At 61.7% G+C, this 18525-nt stretch carries 14 protein-coding genes; 4 read left to right on the top strand and 10 right to left on the bottom strand.

From position 1 onward, the window contains the following. The first annotated feature begins 55 nt into the window (after nt 1–55). Nucleotides 56–1129: a 3-deoxy-7-phosphoheptulonate synthase gene (locus BN1118_RS16540; RefSeq protein WP_043557132.1), complete on the top strand. Its 1074-nt coding sequence runs from the start codon at nt 56–58 to the stop codon at nt 1127–1129. Nucleotides 1130–1247: 118 nt separating this feature from the next. Beyond that, nucleotides 1248–2387 carry a bifunctional chorismate mutase/prephenate dehydrogenase gene (tyrA, locus tag BN1118_RS16535; protein WP_043557130.1) on the top strand — a complete coding sequence of 380 codons (1140 nt, stop codon included), beginning with the start codon at nt 1248–1250 and terminating at the stop codon, nt 2385–2387. Between the two features lie 73 nt (nt 2388–2460). On the opposite strand, the gene hdfR is transcribed toward tyrA, so the two are convergent. The 10 genes from hdfR to BN1118_RS16485 all read right to left on the bottom strand — a co-directional run bounded on the left by hdfR (nt 2461) and on the right by BN1118_RS16485 (nt 15800). Further along, nucleotides 2461–3336, bottom strand: a complete 876-nt coding sequence (gene hdfR, locus BN1118_RS16530) for an HTH-type transcriptional regulator HdfR (RefSeq protein WP_042865768.1) — start codon at nt 3334–3336, stop codon at nt 2461–2463. After that, nucleotides 3336–3698: a MaoP family protein gene (locus BN1118_RS16525; RefSeq protein ID WP_042865769.1), complete on the bottom strand. Its 363-nt coding sequence runs from the start codon at nt 3696–3698 to the stop codon at nt 3336–3338. The genes hdfR and BN1118_RS16525 overlap by 1 nt, the downstream gene beginning before the upstream one ends. 302 nt (nt 3699–4000) lie before the next feature. Next, complete coding sequence (gene eco / locus BN1118_RS16520) at nt 4001–4483, bottom strand: serine protease inhibitor ecotin (protein ID WP_043557129.1); 483 nt, start codon at nt 4481–4483, stop codon at nt 4001–4003. Nucleotides 4484–4713: 230 nt separating this feature from the next. Then, the gene (locus tag BN1118_RS16515) at nt 4714–5271 is read right to left on the bottom strand and encodes an Lcl C-terminal domain-containing protein (protein ID WP_043557128.1); all 558 of its coding nucleotides are present in this window, start codon (nt 5269–5271) and stop codon (nt 4714–4716) included. Further along, nucleotides 5268–6638 (bottom strand): Lcl C-terminal domain-containing protein, encoded by a 1371-nt coding sequence (locus tag BN1118_RS16510; RefSeq protein WP_043557127.1) that lies wholly within the window; start codon nt 6636–6638, stop codon nt 5268–5270. The genes BN1118_RS16515 and BN1118_RS16510 overlap by 4 nt, the downstream gene beginning before the upstream one ends. A 54-nt stretch (nt 6639–6692) precedes the next feature. Beyond that, on the bottom strand, nt 6693–9107 hold the full coding sequence (locus BN1118_RS16505) for a proprotein convertase P-domain-containing protein (protein ID WP_043557126.1): 2415 nt from the start codon (nt 9105–9107) through the stop codon (nt 6693–6695). A gap of 38 nt (nt 9108–9145) precedes the next feature. After that, nucleotides 9146–11209 carry a prolyl oligopeptidase family serine peptidase gene (locus tag BN1118_RS16500; RefSeq protein WP_043557125.1) on the bottom strand — a complete coding sequence of 688 codons (2064 nt, stop codon included), beginning with the start codon at nt 11207–11209 and terminating at the stop codon, nt 9146–9148. Next, nucleotides 11209–13371: a TonB-dependent hemoglobin/transferrin/lactoferrin family receptor gene (locus BN1118_RS16495; protein WP_043557124.1), complete on the bottom strand. Its 2163-nt coding sequence runs from the start codon at nt 13369–13371 to the stop codon at nt 11209–11211. The genes BN1118_RS16500 and BN1118_RS16495 overlap by 1 nt, the downstream gene beginning before the upstream one ends. Before the next feature lie 307 nt (nt 13372–13678). Continuing rightward, nucleotides 13679–15529 (bottom strand): DUF3413 domain-containing protein, encoded by a 1851-nt coding sequence (locus tag BN1118_RS16490; RefSeq protein WP_043557123.1) that lies wholly within the window; start codon nt 15527–15529, stop codon nt 13679–13681. Between the two features lie 43 nt (nt 15530–15572). Next, entirely contained in the window at nt 15573–15800 is a 228-nt protein-coding gene (locus tag BN1118_RS16485; RefSeq protein ID WP_042034515.1) for a YejL family protein, read from the bottom strand. Between the two features lie 73 nt (nt 15801–15873). Between BN1118_RS16485 and yejK the strand changes: the two genes are divergently transcribed. Then, a complete protein-coding gene (yejK, locus tag BN1118_RS16480; RefSeq protein ID WP_043557122.1) occupies nt 15874–16935 on the top strand; it encodes a nucleoid-associated protein YejK in 1062 nt (353 codons plus the stop codon). A gap of 395 nt (nt 16936–17330) precedes the next feature. Continuing rightward, entirely contained in the window at nt 17331–18512 is a 1182-nt protein-coding gene (gene malE, locus BN1118_RS16475) for a maltose/maltodextrin ABC transporter substrate-binding protein MalE (RefSeq protein ID WP_043136959.1), read from the top strand. Nucleotides 18513–18525: the final 13 nt, after the last annotated feature.

The following is an 18525-nucleotide window of genomic DNA, read 5'->3' as shown; positions in this document are numbered from 1 at the left end:
AACAAAATAATACACTCGGTGCAATTGGCTTAAATACTGTAGAGAGAATGAGAAAATGCAAAGAGACCCCCTGAACAACATCCATATCCAGTCCGAACAAGTGATGATCACGCCTGCCCAGCTCAAGGAGAAGCTACCCATCTCCGACCAGGCGCTGGCATTCGTGCAAGGGGCCCGCACTACCATAGCCGACATCATCCACCGTCGCGATCACCGCCTGCTGGTGATCTGTGGACCCTGTTCCATCCACGACATGGACGCCGCCAAAGAGTACGCAACCAGACTCAAAGCGCTGCATGATGCCTACCAGGATTCTCTCTACATTGTCATGCGGGTCTACTTTGAGAAGCCGCGCACCACGGTCGGCTGGAAGGGCTTTATCAATGACCCGAACCTGGACGGCACCTTCGATGTGGAGCTGGGGCTGCATCGCGCCCGCGAGCTGCTCTGCTGGCTGGCGGAGCTGGAGTTGCCGCTGGCGACCGAGGCGCTCGACCCCATCAGCCCGCAATACCTGGCCGAGCTCTTCTCCTGGTCGGCCATAGGTGCGCGCACCACAGAATCCCAGACCCACAGGGAGATGGCGTCCGGCCTCTCCATGCCGGTGGGTTTCAAGAACGGCACAGACGGCAATCTGGGTACCGCCATCAATGCGCTGCAGGCGGCCTCCAGCCCCCACGCCTTCATGGGGATCAACCAGCAGGGCCAGGTTGCCTTGCTGCAGACCCAGGGCAACCCGGATGGCCACGTGATACTGCGCGGCGGCAAGCACCCGAACTACGACTCGGTCAATGTGTCGCTGGCGGAAGAGGCGCTGGAGAAAGCGGGCCTGCTGCCCGGCCTGGTGGTGGATTGCAGCCACGGCAACTCCAGCAAGGATCACCGCTTGCAGCCCAAGGTGGCCGACAACGTCATCCACCAGATCCAGGAGGGCAACCGCTCCATCATAGGGGTGATGCTCGAATCCAACCTGTTCGAGGGCAATCAGTCCAGCGAGCAGCCCAAGGAGCAGATGCGCTACGGCGTCTCCATCACGGATGCCTGCATCGACTGGGATAGCACAGCCAATCTGCTGGCGCGATGCCATCGCGAGCTGGCGGCGCCGCTCAGGGGCAGAACCGGGCGTTAAGCCGTGGTATCTTGTCGTAACTGATTGAACCATAGAGGTATCACTGCCCATGCAGTGATACCTTGTTGCCTCTTGAATCACAGGGCGCCGCCGCCAGCGGCGCCAGCAGGGACTGGATATGGCTGAAGAGTTGAATGCCCTCAGGGACAAGATAGATGCGGTGGACAGGCAGCTGATCGATCTGCTGGCCGCCCGTCTGGCCCTGGTGGGGGAAGTGGGTGAGGTGAAGAGCCGCCATGGCCTGCCCATCTATGCGCCGGACAGGGAGGCGAGCATGCTGGCCCGCCGCCGAGCCGAAGCCGAACTGCTGGGGGTGCCCGGCGATCTCATCGAAGACGTGCTGCGCCGGGTGATGCGCGAATCCTACATCCTCGAATCGGCCAGCGAAAAAGAGAACCATTTCAAGTGCATGAAGCCGGAGCTTGGCAAGGTGGTCATCATAGGTGGCCAGGGCCAGCTGGGCCGCTTGTTCGGCCAGATGTTCGGCCTCTCCGGCTACCGGGTCGAGACCCTGGAACAAGCCGATTGGCCAAGGGCTGACGCCATCCTGGCCGACGCGGGTCTGGTGATGGTGGCCGTGCCCATCGACATCACCTGCCAGATCATCGACCGGCTCGGCAACCTGCCCGCCGATTGTCTGCTGGTGGATGTCACCAGCGTGAAGGCGGCGCCGCTTGAGCACATGCTGGCGGTGCACAAAGGCCCGGTGCTGGGGCTGCACCCCATGTTCGGACCGGATGTGGCGAGTCTCGCCAAGCAGGTGATCGTCTGTTGTCAGGGCCGTGACGCGGCCGCCAGTCAGTGGCTGCTGGATCAGATGACCATCTGGGGCGCCCGCTTGCAACAGGTGGAAGCCAAGGCTCACGACGAGGCCATGACCCTCATCCAGGCGCTGCGCCACTTCGCCACCTTCGCCTACGGCTGGCACCTGTCGCGGGAGCGGGCCAATCTGGATCGCCTGCTGAGTCTGAGCTCCCCCATCTACCGGCTGGAGCTGGCCATGGTGGGGCGGCTGTTTGCCCAGGACCCCGAGCTCTATGCCGACATCATATTGTCGTCCCCGCAGAATCTGGCGATGATCCGCCGCTACTACCAGAACTTTGGCGAGGTGCTGGGGTTGCTGGAGCAGGGGGACAGAGCCGGCTTCATCGATGCTTTCTCGCAGGTGTCCGGCTTCTTCGGCGAACATGCCGACGAGTTCCTGCGGGAGAGTCGCATGCTGCTGGCCCAGGCCAACGACCGCCGCCACCACGGCTGACGAGATCGCACACAAGCATCATAAAAAAGGGGCCTGTTCGGCCCCTTTTGTGTCTGTGCTGTCCGGCCTGAAGTTATTCGGGCTGCGGCAGGCGCAGATCGGCGCCATCCCAACCGAGCGGCAGGGTCAGCAGCTGATCGATCAGCTCCCGGCGATCGGATTTCTCCAGATAGGCGAGGTAGAGCGGACGACTGAGCGGCTGCCCCCCCTCCACCAGATGCAGTTGTCCCTGCTCCAGGAAGGGGCTCACCATGCGCCGCGGCAGATAGGCGGCGCCACCGTTGGCCAGCACGAACTGCAGTGCCATGTTGGCTGAGCTCGAGTGCAGCACAGGGGTCTTTTGCAGGCTCTGCAAGCGGCTGGGCTGCGGCTCGAAGCTGGTGCCCCAATCCAGATGAATGTGGGGCATCTGCATCAGGCTGTCGGCGTTGGCGGCGGCATCCCGGCTCACCAGCTCGAACACCAGCTCGCCTATGGGGTGCAGGGCTATCTCGTCGATCTTGGTCGGCTCGGAGAGCAGGGCCAAGTCGAGAGATCGCTCCAGCAACTGGCGGCACAGGTGCTCGCGGGAAGCGGTTTCGAGCCGCACCGCGAGGCCGGGGGCCAGTGCATAGACATGGTTGAGCCAGTCGTTGAAATCGAGCTCCCAAAACACGGCGGGCGCACCTATGGCGAGCTGCTGGCTGAAACCGGGGGAGAGGGCCACATCCTGTCTGGCGCGGCCCAGGGTATGCAAGATGGCGTCTGCGTAGGGCAGCAGACGCTCACCGGAGGCGGTCAGACGGATGTTGTTGCGATGACGGGCAAACAGACTGACCCCGAGTTGCTGCTCGAGCTGGCGGATCCGAAAGCTCACCGCCGACTGGGTCAGGTAGAGATTCTCAGCAGCCCGGCCAAAGTGCCGGGTCTTGCTGACCTCGATAAAGGTCCGAAGCAGTTCGGTATCCATTAATCGATGGACTCGTCGCTGCCGCCGCCACTGCCACCTTCAAACCCGCCGCCACCGGTTTCCTCGTTGGCGCCACCCGCGACTGTGCACAGACGATGCACGCGCTTGGGACCTATCACCTTCAGATACTTGAACCACACCTTGGCGTGGGGGTTGCTGCCGGCGGCGCCGGATTTGATCTGTTCGAGAAAGGCGCTTTCTATGTCATCGCGCGGCGTCAGGTTGCCCTGATAGAGCGCCAGCATGGCGGTGCCGTATTTTTCCAGACTGTCCGCTTCGGCCACAGTGAATTCGCCACTGCGACGCAGGCCACGGGGAAAATGTTTGAAGTCGTTGAAACGCTTGTCGGATTCGAAGCTCATAGTGCTCTTTTTCTGGTTAGTTTGACCTTTGCGGGCAAGTATCATCAGGCCGTCGCAGAGTGCAAAATCAATTTTTTCACTATATGGATAAATCTCTTTCATCGAAAGTGATTTCGCCATGATCCAGTGGGCATTCAGGGGAGACAGGAGCAAAAAAGCGAGAAAAAAAGCGGAGTTATGTCAGGTTCTGTAAAGGTTAGGCGCGCGGGGCAGACGATTTTGGGCCAAAAATAAAGCGCCATTTGGCGCTCTATTTTACATCAATCATGAACCAAAGCGGGAGGTTTGGTCTCGATGGAGACTTACTCTATCATGGCCGGCTGGGCCAGGTTGTCGGCACGCCACAGACGGTAGCGCACTTCATACTCCTGCGGGACGTAGAGCACGAATGGCAGCTTGGAGTTGTAGTTCACGAAGAAGCCCTGACCGTAGATCTGGACGAAGGTCTCTTTCTTCTGGCCATCCGGGCAGGCCATCAGGGTGCTGATGGGATCGGATACCTTGCCGAGCATCAGGTAGTTGTAGCCCCAGCCCTTGACGCTGTGCTGCTCCAGATTGCCCGCGAAGCGCGGCACATTGCAATCGACCATCATTTTCTTGCCGACCTGCAGCTCGACCATCATGTCGGCTTCGTTCTCGACTTCCGGCAGGCGGATCACGACACGTTCCTGGTTTACTTCGGCGGCCGGGAACATGCTGATATCAAATTTTTTCGGTTCGGCGGCGAAGGCATGGCCGCCCAGCAACAAGGCGCCCAGCAGGCTAAAACGCAATACGGTTTTCATCTGTACCTCATGGGGTTGGTCCAACGCCGCTAGACTAACCGCTCTGCCCGTTTCATGCCAGCGATCTGCTATGTAAAAACTGCGTAAAATGATGCAGATCCGGCACAGGATGACGTGTTCTGGCTGTTTTCTGACAGGGCGCACACTCCTTGTACGCCTCACCGGCAAGGGGCTGGGGTGGCCGGAAGCGGATCCTGTTTTCAGCAGTACCCTCCGGCCCCCCCGCGCACTCAGCGCACCAGGAGCAGCTGCTTGGCCCAGGCACCGGGTGCCCGCATGCCAACGGCGCCACTGGTGATATCCAGATAGGCGACGCTCTTGCTGGCCGGCACCGGGGTCGAGGACCAGAGATAGACGTAACCGTCGTTCACCTCTTTCCCTTCCCCGGCCATGGCGCGGGGGAATAGGGTCTCGTTCAGCGCAGGTTTGTAGCAGGCGGACTCCAGCACGCTGGTCAGCTCCTTGATGGTGGGCAGGCGCCAATCCCGGTAGCCGCCAAAGCCGTACAGGGCATGGCTCGGTTCGGTGCGGATCCGCTCTGCGGTCAGCAGGGCCTGCTGCCAGTAAAGCCGGGTTGGCTCGCCGCTGCAGCTCTGGTCGCGCCAGGTCTGGCCGAGCTGGCAGCGCATCCAGGTCAGGCCCGTGCTCCTGTCCGTGACTGTGCCGTTGCCGCGATCGATGAAGCGGGCGGTGGGGCTGGTTCTGGGCATGGTGTCGTCGCAGATGGCGGTGGCCAGGGCGAGAGGGCTGCCGAGGGTCAGCAGCAGGGTCAGCATCAATCGGTTCATCGGGTTACCTCCGCCACCAGTCGCAGTTGCAGACCGTTGGCATCATCGCTGTTTTGAACTGTGGTGGCGTAGTCGGTACCGGCGTCATCACCGAGGAAGATATGGGCGATGGCGCTCAGGGGGGCGCTCTCCAGCCGACGGGACGGGGTCAGGGTCTGGCTCCAGTAGTAGCCGCTGAAATCCTTGGTGGTAGTGCCGACATCGGGGAAGTAGCGCACATCCATGGTGACCAGCTGGCCATACTGGCGGGCGAGCGATCCGTAGTGTTGCAGGCTCATCAGCTCGCGCGAGTGGGGCATGCGCCAGCTGGTGATGCCGCACAGCTGCTGGGCGTTGAGCCACTGGCGATATTGCTCCGTGGTACAGATGGCCTCGCCTTGCGGGCAGGCGTAGTCAAGCTCCTGCTGAGTGGGGTGATAGTCGCCAAGCTCCCAGGCGAAGGTGCGATGCAGATCGCGTGGGCTCTTTGCATCATTCAGCTTCCTCTCCCAGATGAGGCCTGTGTTGAGGTCTTCCACACACTCCCAGACGGGGGCGTCATCCGGCAGGGGCTGGCCCTTGCCATCCAGCTTGCGATAGCGCAAGGGGGCCTTGTTCAGGCTGGCTTCCTGGCCCGGGTGGTCGGCGGGCTCCTCGGTGAGCAGGTAGTCGACGCCATCCGTGTAGGTAGTGATGCCGCTGCCGGTGATCAGGGGATGGGAGTATTGCTGTTGCAGCAGGCGGGAGACGCTCTCCTGCAGGCTGGTCAGCTCGCCGTGCTGGGCAAAGTGGCTGGCCAGCTCGGGCAGCAGGCTGCCGAGGGCCGGCCACACCACGGCTTGCAGGAGGACGGGCGAAAGGTCCGATATCTCCGGCTCTGCATCGATCACCGCCAGCAGCAGTTGCCCCAGCGCCAGGTTGAAGTCGGCCAGTTGCGACAGGGTGGCCAGCCCCTGACCTGGTTGCAGCGGCGCCAGCGCGGCCAGCATCTCGTCGAGTGCCTGTTTGGGCGGATGTCCCTCGGCGATGCGGCTTTGCAGCAGGGTGCTGAGCAGGCTGGGGGTCAGGGTCTGGCCATCCAGTCGGGCGGCCGGATGCAGCAGCGCCGGCGCTGCCGGGTTGGTTGGCAGGAACAGCAGCGGACTGGTCAGCAGGGCGGGGGCGGTGCCGCTCAGCTGACGGGCACCGGCTACGCCGCTGACGCTGGGCTCCTCCTCGTCACAGCGGGTGTTCTGGTTGAGATTGACGCACAGGGTGCCACTCTCGGGCAGACTGACGTTCAGGGTATAGGCAGGTGCCGCCAGCGGCGCCTCATCCGAGCCGCCGCCACCGCAGGCGGTGAGCAGGGGGGCCAGCAGGCAGGCCAGGCGGGAACAGGTTGGATTCATCTCTTGTCCTTGGGAAGGGGCCAGGGCCCCTTCTTCTTATATATGGGGGGTTACTCAGCCGCGCTGGCGAAGGCGGCGCCAGACTGCCAGCGGCAGCAGCCAGAGCAGGTTGGCCGCACCGCCGCCACTGCTGTCGTCCACCTGAAAGTGGATGATGCCGTCATCCGGCGGGGCTATGGGTTCACCACACTGGGCGCCGGTGCGCTGGCTGATGCTCCAGCCATTGATGCGGCCCTGATGCCCGGGTTTGCTGTCCACCACTTCCAGCGTCCATCTGCCGGCCAACGGCTCTCCCAGCAAGGGGGTGAAGGCTTGCAGGGGCTGCAGTTCGGTAGGGAAGACACCTTTCAGCCGTGGCAGTGGGCTGTAGCCCTTGTCCCAGATCTGGATGCGGGTGCCGGAGGGGGAGTTGAGCCAGATTTCCAGCTCATCCAGGGCGTCGTGTTGCAGATCCATGGTCAGTTGCAACTGCTCGCTCACTTTGGCGTTGGTCTTCTCCAGCTGCAGGCTGGCTTGGCTCAAGCCGCGTACTTCCTCACTCTGGGCATCGCTGAGGAGCAACGGCTGACCAGTGGCGCGGCTGATGATGGGCGTGCCTATGGGCAGGCTCAGTGGCTGCTGCCACTGGCGCTCGGTCGGGCTGGTTCCCGTCATGACGAGGCTTACCGGCAGGTTCACCTCATCGCCGCAGGCCAGCGGGCTCTTGGCCAGCAGTCGCAGCGTGGTGGTGGTGCTGGCACCTGCCGCCAGTGTGGTGGCTTGCCATTGGTAGGGATCGGCCTGCAGCCCGGCGGGCAGGGCCAGGGTCAGCTCATTGAGGGTTACAGGCGCCGAGCCCTGATTGGTGAGTGTCACCTGCACGGATTGACGCTGTCCCAGCTCGATGGCGCTGCCCTCGGCCAGCGCGATATTGACCGGCGCCAGCAAGAGGCCGTGCTGACGGAAGGCTTGCTCCAGATGGCTAGCGTAGTGACGGGCCGGGTAGAGCCGCGCCGCCGTGTCCACTGTGATGCGGGCCAGCTGTGGCATGCGAATGGCCGGGCCCAGCCCGAAGTGGGATTCGATGATGACGCGGTCAAACTCGTCCCGGGCCCCTTCGCCATGCTCGGTCACCGACGCCAGCAGGGCCTGGAACAGCGGTGTGCCCCACAACTGATCGCCGTTGCTGCCGTTGATGGTGCGGTGGGCAGGATAGCTGTAGTCCGGGTGGTAGCGGGCACGCAGATCATCCAGCTGGCGCGGGGTGCGGTCGGTAAAACGGGCATCCCAGTTGAACACCATGGTCGGTTCGAACTGGCGACCCGCCTCGCTGCGCTGGCGGTGGCTGGCGGCCAGGTAGTCGCTGAAGCCCTCGCCGATGGCGCCCCAGTCTGCCTCCTCCCCGAGATCCGGCACTATGTGGTGCTGTACCGCATGGCCGAACTCGTGCCAGATCACCATGGGATCCTCGGCATCGGGCGCGCCGCTGCGGCCCAGCTCCAGCCTGCGCTCGAAAGGGTCATAGAGGGAGTTGTCCTGATAGCCGGCCTCTGTGTCGATGTCGAGGGCCCCGGGGATGAGCCCGCCAAAGCCCAGCTTCTTGATGTGGCGCTGGGCCAAGTCAAGGTGGTAATAGGCGTTGATGTCGGCAAACCCCCGATCGTCCCGGGTCAACCGGAATGCCTGCGGGGTGTCGCCGCTGAAAGGCGCGGTATCGGGTTCCATGGCATCCACCACCCGGGCGTGAGGGCCGCTCAGCAGATAGCGTCCCCCTTGCAGTGTGACCGGCAGGGGAACTCTGTCCTGATAGGCGGCGTCCGCCAGCACCAGTTCGTCGTGCCAGACCAGGCTGGCGTCTTGCAGCTGGGTGCGGGGATCCGGGTCGAATACTCGTGCTTCCACTTGGGTGTCGCCGGCGTCGGCTGTGCGGCTGGCCTGGGTGCTGGCCGCATCCATCCAGCGGCCCAGCTCCCGGCTGCCGTCGCAACTGGCGAACAGCTGTACATAGGTAGCCTTGGCGTTGCCTGCCTGGTGTTCGCGCACCCGCTGGCGCAGGGCGGGTACCAGGGTGTCGCCGTCACGCCAGTACCAGGCTTCGACCGATCCCTGGGGGTCGATCTCGCTGCCCGCCGCCCGCAACTCTTCGATCAGAGGGGCCAGGTTGCCACCGGCATCACAGCCTGGCTCGCTGCTCTGCAGCGGCCGACTGTTGTGATAGAGGCGCCAGGGCTTGCCGGCCTTGTCGACGCTGACGGCGGCCTGGATGGTGGCCACCGGCAGGCCGTTGACCAGTTGGCGGAAGCTGTAGTGATGACCGAGCAGGCTGGCCCTGTCGTAGTCGGGGGCGAGCGTCACGCCGAGGCGCTGTTCGAGCCACTGCTGCGGCGTGGTGGTGATGGGTTTTTCATCGACAAACTGCAACTCGGCCGCCAGCAGGGGCTGTGAGAGCAAGGTTGCCGCCAGCCAGAGGGCCAGGGAAGAGGGTTTCATGGTTTACTCCAACACAAAAATGAGAAAAGGATGCGCCATCAGCGGGTAACGCCAGCCAGGGTGAGCAGGAAGGCATACTCGCGCGCTGCCTGCTGGTGGGCCTTGCCGGTACTGGCCTGGTGGCCGCTGTCGAGAGCCGTACTCAGCAGATAGGGGCCCGTGCCCGTGCTGTGCTCCCGCAGCCGGGCGACCCATTTGAGCGGCTCCCAGTAAGGCACCTGGCTGTCGTGCAGCCCGGCCGTCACGTAAACCGGGGGATAGGGCTGCCGTTGCAGGTTGTCATAGGGGCTCAGGCGACGCATGGCAGCATAGTCGGCGGGAATGGCCGGATTGCCCCACTCGGCGTACTCCTGGCGGGTGAGCGGCAGTTCGGGATCGCTCATGGTGCCGAGCAGATCGACGAAGGGCACCTGCAACACGGCGCCGGCAAAGCGGGTTGGCGCCTGATTGAGCGCCGCCGCCACCAGCAGACCGCCGGCACTGCCGCCCATGGCGAACAACCGGGCGGGATCGATCGCTGGATCTCGGGCCAGCGCCTCGGCCACGGTCAGGAAGTCGTCCACGCTGTGCTGTTTTTGCTGGCCGCGCCCCGCCAGATACCAGTCGTCACCCAGCATGCCGCCGCCGCGCACGTGAGCGATGGCGTAGACAAAACCGCGATCCAGCAGGCTCAGCACCTGAGGCTGGTAGTAGGGGCGCATGGGGGTGCCATAGGCGCCGTAGCCGTAGAGCAGCAGCGCCTTGGGCTTGATGATGTCGGTGCGCCACACCAGAGAGACGGGCACCTTGACCCCGTCCTTGCCCACCACCCAGCGTCGCTCGCTTCGGTAGGGAGAGGGGGTCTGCGCCTGGGCGCCAGCTTGCCACTGGCCGCTGGCCAGATTGAGCCAGCGCTGGTGCGGTGGCTCGGCCATCCCTTGACGGCGGATCAGGATCTGCTGGCTGGCCGGGTCATGAGCGCCCTGGATCCAGGCCGTGCCAGCTCCCTCGGTGAGATGCACACGCTGGCTGAGCTGGCCGCTTGAATCCAGCACATCGAGCCAGTCGTCCCCTGCCTTGCGGTATTGCAGGACCGTATGGTCGGCAAACAGGCGCCACTTCTCCAGGCTCCTGTCCTCGCCGGACCAGAGGGGTTGCCAGTGCCCCTCGGCCACCTGTGTCAGACTGGTCACCTGATAAAGGCCGAGGGCACCATCTTTGTTGCTCTTGATGAGCACTCGCTCCCCCTGGGTATCCAGGTAGTACTCGACACCGGCCTGACGGGCCTTGAGCAGAGAGGGGGTCCCCTCGTCCAGCAGATATTGCTCCGAGCTGTCGTGGTTGTTGCTCTGCAGCAGCAGGTGGCGTTTGTCCGTGGTGCCATAGAGGCTGAGCAGCCAGGCCGGGTCGGCCTCTTGATGTACTAGCCGCTCCTTGCCATCCTGCCAGGCCCACAGCTGCCATGGGCGCAGGGTGCGGCGCTCGTTGGCAAGGGTGTAGAGGGTCTTGCCGTCCAGGCTCCAGAGCAGATCGGCGGCCCTGTGCGCCAGAGTGGTCAGGGTCTTGCCGCTATCCAGATCCAGCAGGGTGATGTGGTAGTCCAGATCGCCACGCAGATCTTCGGCCAGGGCCAGCCAGCGTCCGTTCGGGTGCAGTGCCCAGCCTGCGAGCTCGTAATAGCCGCTCGCCGGTTGACGCGGCGCCAGTCGCTGACGGGGCTGCGCCTTGTCATCAGCCCGTTGCCACAGGCTGCCGTCTGCCTCCATCCTCCACTGGCTGCCCGCTTCAGTGTGCCACTCGGCGGGCATGGGCTCGCCGCGCGGCTGTGTCTGCCACTCGGCTTGCAGCGTCTGCTCCAGCGGCCGCTGGGCGGCGAGCTGCTGCTCGGTCCAGCGGTTCTGCTCGGCCAGCATGGCCAGCAGGGCGGGATCCTGGCGGCTGTCGTCACGCCAGCCGCCATAGGGATCCCACCGCGCTACCTTGCCCTTCATCAGCAGGGGACGCTTGGCAATGGCTGGCGCGCTCTGTGGCGCCGTGGTGGTTGCCGTCATGCCCGCGGCCTCGGTGGGGGAGGCCGCCACCGGATTTGCCAGCAGAGCCGTCATTATCAATAGCGCGTGCATCAGATCCCCACGAAGGTGTAGCGCAGGCTGGCGCTCAGGTAGCGGCCCGTCTGGGTGTAGAGTCCCGCATCGCTGCCCGCTTCCTGCCCGGCTACATCCTGATAGCGGGTGTAACGGGTATCGAGCAGGTTATCGAGCTTGAGGTTGGCCTTGAGGGCGTCTGTGATCTGCCAGTCGGCGGTCAGGGCGAAGCTGAGCCAGCCTGCACTCTTCATGCACTCGCTCTGCTGCTGGGTCAGGCTGTTGCCGCAAGTGGGCACCCGGCTCATGGCGGCGGCATAGTCGGCTTGCACCCCCAGGTTCCATTCGTTGGCCTGATAGCTGAGGCGGGTATTGCCCTCCAGCGGGGTCAGGTTGCGCGGCGATTCGCCTTGGCTGTCCTTGCCATCCACCCAGCCGAACTTGGTGGCCAGTTCCCACTGCTGGGTCAGCCAGTAGCTGGCGGCGATCTCGGCGCCCCAGGTCTCGGACTTGGCCACGTTGCGGTATTGGCGCAGCATGACGCCGTCCCGCAGACGGAAGCCCACCTGGCGCCAGTCGACGAAGTTGTAGTAGCGGTTGTAGAAGAGCGCCGGCTTGATGCTCCACTCATCCCCTTCACCGCTCACCCCCCACTCGAAGCTGTGGCTGGTCTCCTCCTTGAGGTCCGGGTTGGCGATGATCTCGAACGGTGGCAGGGCAAAGTAGTGGGGAATATTGCCGTACACCTTGTCGTAGGAGGGGGCACTAAAACCGTTGGCATAGCTGAGCCAGCTGCGCCACTGCTCGTTGAAGCGGTAGCTGGTGGCCAGGCTAGGCGAGAGGTGCCAGCTGTGGTTGCTCTCGCCCCGGCCATCCTGCGGGCTCAGCCACTGGTGATCCATGCGCAGTGTGGGGGTGAACTGCCACTTGCCCAGGGTCGCCACGTCCCCCAGCCAGATGCCGGCCCGATCGGTGCGGGCGCTGCTGAAGGGGGCGGATTGGCCGGGTTGGGGAATGCCGGCTTCCAGCATCAGCTTCTCCACCGGTCGCTCGTGGCGGGTGCGCTCCAGCTCGACGCCATAACTCAGCTGGTGTGCGACGGCGCCCGTGGTCAGGTCACGGCGGATATCCAGCTCGCTGCCGATCAGATCCTCGGTGAAGGTGGCCAGCTCCCGCTCGCTGCGATAGCGCGGGTAGCCGCTCAGCTCGTCATTTTGCAGCAGGCTGCGCTTGTTGGCGCTGTTCTTGGCGTGGTTGCCGTGCAGGCTCCAGGTGAACTGATCCGCCAGCAGATGATCCAGACTGCGGGCCTCCCAGCTCAGCTTGCCGCCCTGGGTCTGCTGGGCGCCGTTTTCCCGGTACTGGCGTACCTGCCACTTGCCATCGGGCTGGGGCATTTCGCGCGGCCCCTGATCCCGCTTGGCGTTGTCTTCGAAGTAGTCGAGCTCGAGGCGCAGCAGGTGGTGCTCATTCAGGGTGAAACGAGAGCTGGTGGAGGCGCTGAGGCCGTCGAGATCCGCCGGGATGCGACTCTGGTCGTAGTTGGCGGTCTCGTGCCCCTGCCAGCCGGAGAGGCGCAGCAGGTGTTCCGTCATTCCCCAGCGGGCGGCACCGGTGGCGCTCAGTTTCTGCTTGTCGCTGCTGCCGTCGTGCAGGACCTTGCTGCTGAGGTAGGCATCCTGACCCTGCAGGTAATCTTCCGGCTGTTTGGTGGTGATGACCACTGTGCCGCCGATGGCGTCCGAGCCGTGCAGGGCGGAGCCCGCCCCCTTGGCCACCTCTATCTGCTTGACGTCATCGAGATCGAAGCTGAAGCGGCCCACTTTGTCGTTGAGGTCGTCGGCGCCGAAGCCGTCGCTGACCCTGACCCCGTCTTTGATGATCAGCACCCGGTTGCCGCCGATGCCGCGGATGCTGATGTTCTGCGGCCGGCCCGCCGAGCCGGTCACAGAGACGCCGGGCTCGTTCTTGAACACGTCTGTGAGCTCGGTGGCTACCTGGCGCTCCAAGTCCTCTTCGGTGATGACTGTGATGGAGCCGGAGATGTCGGACAGTTTCTGTTCGACCCGCTGACCCTTGACGACTATGGTCTCGCGCGCCTTGGGCTGGGTGGTGCCGGAGGTGTCTATTCCGGCGGGATCGCCGGCGGCCAGCGCTGTACCGGACAGCAGCATGGGCCAGTAGTGAAGCAGTGTTTTCATGTTGAGAATAATTATTATTTGAGCCTGAAGGCCGCGGATTATTGCAGAGAGGTACAGCCAGATCAACGATTGATAATCATTATCATTTTGTTTTTATGATCCTGATCAGACTGGTGTTTTTGATAGCAAGCTCAGCAAGGGATGGGCGAACGTTTGCGTTTGTCTGGGAGGCGATCTGGCGGGTCACTGGGGACGAAAGGCACCGATTGGCTATGAGTGCCGAGGTGTTCTCTTCAGGTTGTGCTGACGGAGACGCAATAAAAAGCCCGCTGCGAGAGCGGGCTGTTCATTGCGAGCGGGCTTGGCCTCAGGGGGCGCGATAGAAGCGGTTCAGCTCGTTCATCACCTGGATCATGACGCCCATGTCGGGGGTGCCGTGCTTGATGGGTCGGTAGCTGTTTCGCTCCAGCAACTCGAAGTCACCCTGTTTGTTGAAGTGGGTGATGGTGTTGCCCTGATAGATGGCAAAGTCGCGCTGATCTCCCGCCAGCAGCCAGTTGCGCGGGCTGGTGTCGAACAGGTTGCGGCCTATGCTGTAGTCCCGCGCCGGATTGCGTACCCCCAGCATGCTCTGCATCAGGGTCGGCACCAGATCCAGGTGACTGCTCACCTGACTCTGCGGCAGGCTGTCGTTGCCCGGCCAGGCCAGCACGAAGGGCACCTGCACCTGATAGGGCGAGTAGTTGGTGCCATAGCCCCAGCTGTTGTTCTGGGTTTCGTTGAACTCCTGACCGTGGTTGGAGGTCACCACGACTATGGTCTGCTCATTGAGCCCCTGCTGTTGCAGCTGGGTCAGCATCTGTTCCAGCAACTGATCGGTATAGAAGACAGTGTTCTTGTAGCGATTCTCCAGCTTTTGCAGGTTCTCGGCCTGATAGGCGGTGGCCGGATTGAACTTGGTCAGCTCGGGCTGGAAGGGCCCCTTGATGTTGGCCGGCAGCTGGTAATCACCCGGGCTCGACAGATAGACCAGCGAGAACCAGGGTCTGTCCGGTGAACGCTTGGCGAGCCACTGCTGCCAGTCGCCAATCAGCTGGTTGTCATCGGTTTGCTCTGAGACGAACACCTGCTTGCGCAGGCCCGAGAGTATGCTCTGGCGATACTTTTGCGCATCTTCCAGCGCGCCGAACAGACCGAATTGATAGTCTTGGCGCAGCATCTCGTCGAATAGCACAGGCGGCGTCTTGTCGTTGCGAATGTCATCGTAATAGTGGCCGGGCAGGCCGTAGAAGAGGCTGAACATCCCCATCACATCATCGTTGCCGCCACTCATGTGGTTACGGAAGTTGAGATGGCTGTCCGCATAGCGCTGCAGATTGGGCATGTTGATGTTGTTGAGCATGTCGGCTCGCAACGAGTCCACCACTACGATCAGCAGATTCTTGTGCTCGACGGGGGCATTGACGCTGAGCGGACGCAGCGGGTAGCGCAAGCGGCTCGCGCTGTCGCCGTCCTGGGATTCGGCCTTCTTCTCGTACTGATCCAGATCCAGCCAGCCGTGTTTGGCCAGGAAGCTCTTGGCAGTCATGGGATAGGAGAGCGGGAAGTTGGCGCGCTGCATTGTGATGGGCTGATACAGGGTGGCATCGGCCCAGCTGTTGACCACGTGGGTCAGAATGAAGCAGACCAGCAGGGCCAGCCCCACCTGATTGCCGTACTGGCGGCGTTTGCGCTTGTTGATCTTGCGCCACACATAGGCCGACAGCAGCAGTTGCAGCAGGAAGATGGTCGGCACCGCCACGAAGATGATGCTCCAGATCGAGCCCTCCTCTGTCTGGGCCTGATCCAGCAGCAACTGCCACACCTGGCCGTTCAGGTGGAACTTGAACAGCTGGAACACCTGGGTGTCGATGAGCAGCAGCACCAGCGCCAGGGTGGCTATGATGGCCGAAATGAAGCGCAGCGCCTTCTCTTTGGGCAGCACGAAGCTAAGCGGGAACACAGTCAACAGGTAGGTGACAAAGCTCAGAAACGAGAAGTGACCTATCCAGCTGATGATGAGATAGGTCACGCCGAGCGTGGTCGACGGCCAGCTGATCGCCCCCAGATAGCGGGTGGCAATCAGCATGGCCAGTATGATGTTGAAGAAGGAGAACCAATGCCCCCAGGTGATCAGGCGAGAGACATTATCACGATAGGGGTTGCCGGTTTCGACCATAGTGATCCATCTGCTTTGAGAAACGTCAAAAAAAAGCGGCGATTCAGTGTGCGTCGTGGCGATTGTCGACCGAGGAAGTCAGTGCCTGGACAAATTTTTCAGTGATCGCCTGGCGTTGTGCCGGGGCCATGCCGTTGATGATATTGGTTGTCACGTTACCCAGCACCATCAGGCTGAGGTCGACTGGCGCTTTGTGCTTCTCCAGTACTGTGATCAGGTCATTCATCAGGTCATCAAATTGCTGGTTTGTGTACTTTGATACGATGGGCATAATCTTGGGTTCATCTCGGTTCAAAGCGCCTTATAATACTTCACCCTTTCGGCTAACACTATGGCTTTGTGACATGAGTCTCGATATCGACAAGATCATTCTTCACTCCCTGCGCCAGGGCGGCGATGGTCAACCTCACGCCGACACCCGCAGCCAGACCCTGCCTGCCGATGAGGCGGTACAGGGGCTGATGGCGGAGCTGCATCGCATTTACAACGGCAAGGGTGGCAAGGGCTTCGGCTTCTTTGCCGACCCCGAAGCCGCCGTCGCCGAGCTGGCCGACGGTGAGGACGCCCCCAGGCAGCCTTCTCCCGCCTTTCGCATCGCCCTCGAGCAACTGCTCGGCGAACAGACCGAATTCGTGCCCTTCTCGGTCAACATGACCCAGCTGCTGGTGAAAAACCTGGTGGATCACGCCCTCGATGAGCAGGGGGTGCTGCTGTTTGCCAAATACAACTACGTCGGGGTCGATTACCTGATGCTTGCCCTGCTGGAAGGCAAGGAAAGCGTCACCGTCAGCGAGGCGCTGGACTTGCGCCATATCCATTATCTGGATATCGGCAAACTCAATCTGGTGGCCCGCATCGATCTGACCGAATGGAAAACCCAGCCAGATTCTCGCCGATATATCACCTTCAGCAAGGGGCGGGTCGGTCGCAAACTGGGCGACTTCTTCATGGATCTGCTGGGTGCCCGCGAGGGGATGGATGCCAAGGTGCAAAATAAGGGATTGCTGCAGGCGGTGGACGATTATTGCGACAGCCGTCAGCTTGAACCCGCCGAGCGCAACGACTACAAGAAGCAGGTCTTCAAATATTGCACCGAGCAGGCCAGCGCCGGTGAAGAGATCGAAATCAAGGAGCTCTCCGCCGAACTCTCTGCAAAAGAAGCGGGCGAGGACGACCTCGATTTTTACAGCTTCATCGGCCAGGAGTATGAGCTGGAGGATCGCTTCCCCGCCGATCGCTCCACCCTGCGCGGCCTGACCAAGTTCGTCGGATCCGGCGGTGGGCTGACCCTGAGCTTCGAGCAGAAGTTGCTGAACAGCCGGGTGTTTTATGATCCCCAGACCGACACCCTGACCATTCGTGGCGTGCCGCCCAATCTCAAGGATCAGCTGCTGCGCCAGTCGTAATGTGATCTGCTTTCCACTTTTGGCAAAAAGACACCGCACTTCGCTGCGGTGTCTTTTTATTTAAGGGGGTAAGTCGCATCGAAACCAACTCGGTGCTTTGTTAACAAATTAAACAGAATAACCACCATGAAAGGGTTTTCAATGAGGTGAAAACCCTTTCATTCGTGTTTTTTTATTTCCATTTGGTAATTTAATTTCCATTTTTGGCGAGGAATATGCCAATAAATGGCGATAACCCCCTGAAATAAGAAAATGTTTTCAGAACTTTCTGGAAGAAAATACGTAATTGCATTTCAAAAATGCGAGTTGCGTCATGTGAGGCGGTGACGGCTTGGGATAATATTCATCTCGCACACAATGCTCTTACAGCGCGGAACTAATACAAGGAAAGGCTCATGAAAAAGAAATTGCTGTCATCCCTGATCGGTCTGGCTACTCTGGGCGTGGCTTGCTCTGCCACCGCCGCCATTGACGAAGGTCAACTGACCATCTGGATTAACGGTGACAAGGGATACAATGGTCTGGCTGAAGTCGGCAAGAAGTTTGAAGCCGAAACCGGCATCAAGGTGACGGTTGCTCACCCTGATCAGGTGGAAGTGAAATTCCAGCAAGCCGCTGCCACCGGCAACGGCCCGGACATCTTCTTCTGGGCTCACGACCGTTACGGTGAGTGGGTCAAGGCCGGTCTGCTGGTCCCCGTGACCCCGAATGCAGCCACCAAAGCCAAGTTTGAACAGTTCGCCTGGGATGCCATGGCAGTCGATGGCAAGACCTACGGTTATCCGGTTGCGGTGGAAGCCGTCAGCCTGATTTACAACAAGGATCTGCTGCCTGAGCCGCCGAAGACCTTCGAAGAGATCGCCAAGATTGACGAGACTCTGAAGAAGAACGGCAAGCGCGCCATCATGTGGGCCTATGACACCCCCTATTTCAGCTATCCGCTGGTGGCTGCCAACGGTGGCTACGCCTTCAAGAAAACCGCTACCGGTTATGACGTGAAAGATACCGGCGTGAACAACGCAGGCGCCAAGGCCGGTGTGGGCTACATCTCCGAGATGATCAAATCCGGTCACCTGGAAAAAGGCATCGACTACGGTGTGATGGACGCCAAGTTCAACAAGGGCGAAGTGGCCATGATGATCAACGGTCCCTGGGCCTGGAGCAACCTGGACAAGAGCGGCATCAAGTACGGCGTAGCGCCGCTGCCGACCCTGAACGGCAAGCCGGCCAAAGCCTTCGTTGGCGTATTGGGTGCCACCATCAACGCCGCCAGCCCGAACAAGGATCTGGCCATCGAGTTCCTGGAAAACTATCTGCTGACCGACGCCGGTCTGGCACCGGTGAACGCCGACAAACCGCTGGGCGCCGTGGCACTGAAGTCCTTCCAGAAGACCCTGGAATCCGATGCCAACATCAAGGCGACCATGCAAAACGCCCAGAATGGCGAGCCTATGCCGTCCGTGCCCGAGATGAGCCGTTTCTGGTCTTCCTTCGAAACTGCCCTCAAGAACGTGACCTCCGGCCGTCAGAGCGTTGACGAAGCCCTGGATACCGCTGCCAAGCGTATCGTTCAGTAAGCATGCACTACCC

This window comes from Aeromonas bestiarum (assembly GCF_000819745.1).
Classification (GTDB): Bacteria; Pseudomonadota; Gammaproteobacteria; order Enterobacterales; family Aeromonadaceae; genus Aeromonas; species Aeromonas bestiarum.
Note: the sequence above shows the minus strand (reverse complement) of the source record. Positions and strands in the feature narration are given on the sequence as shown.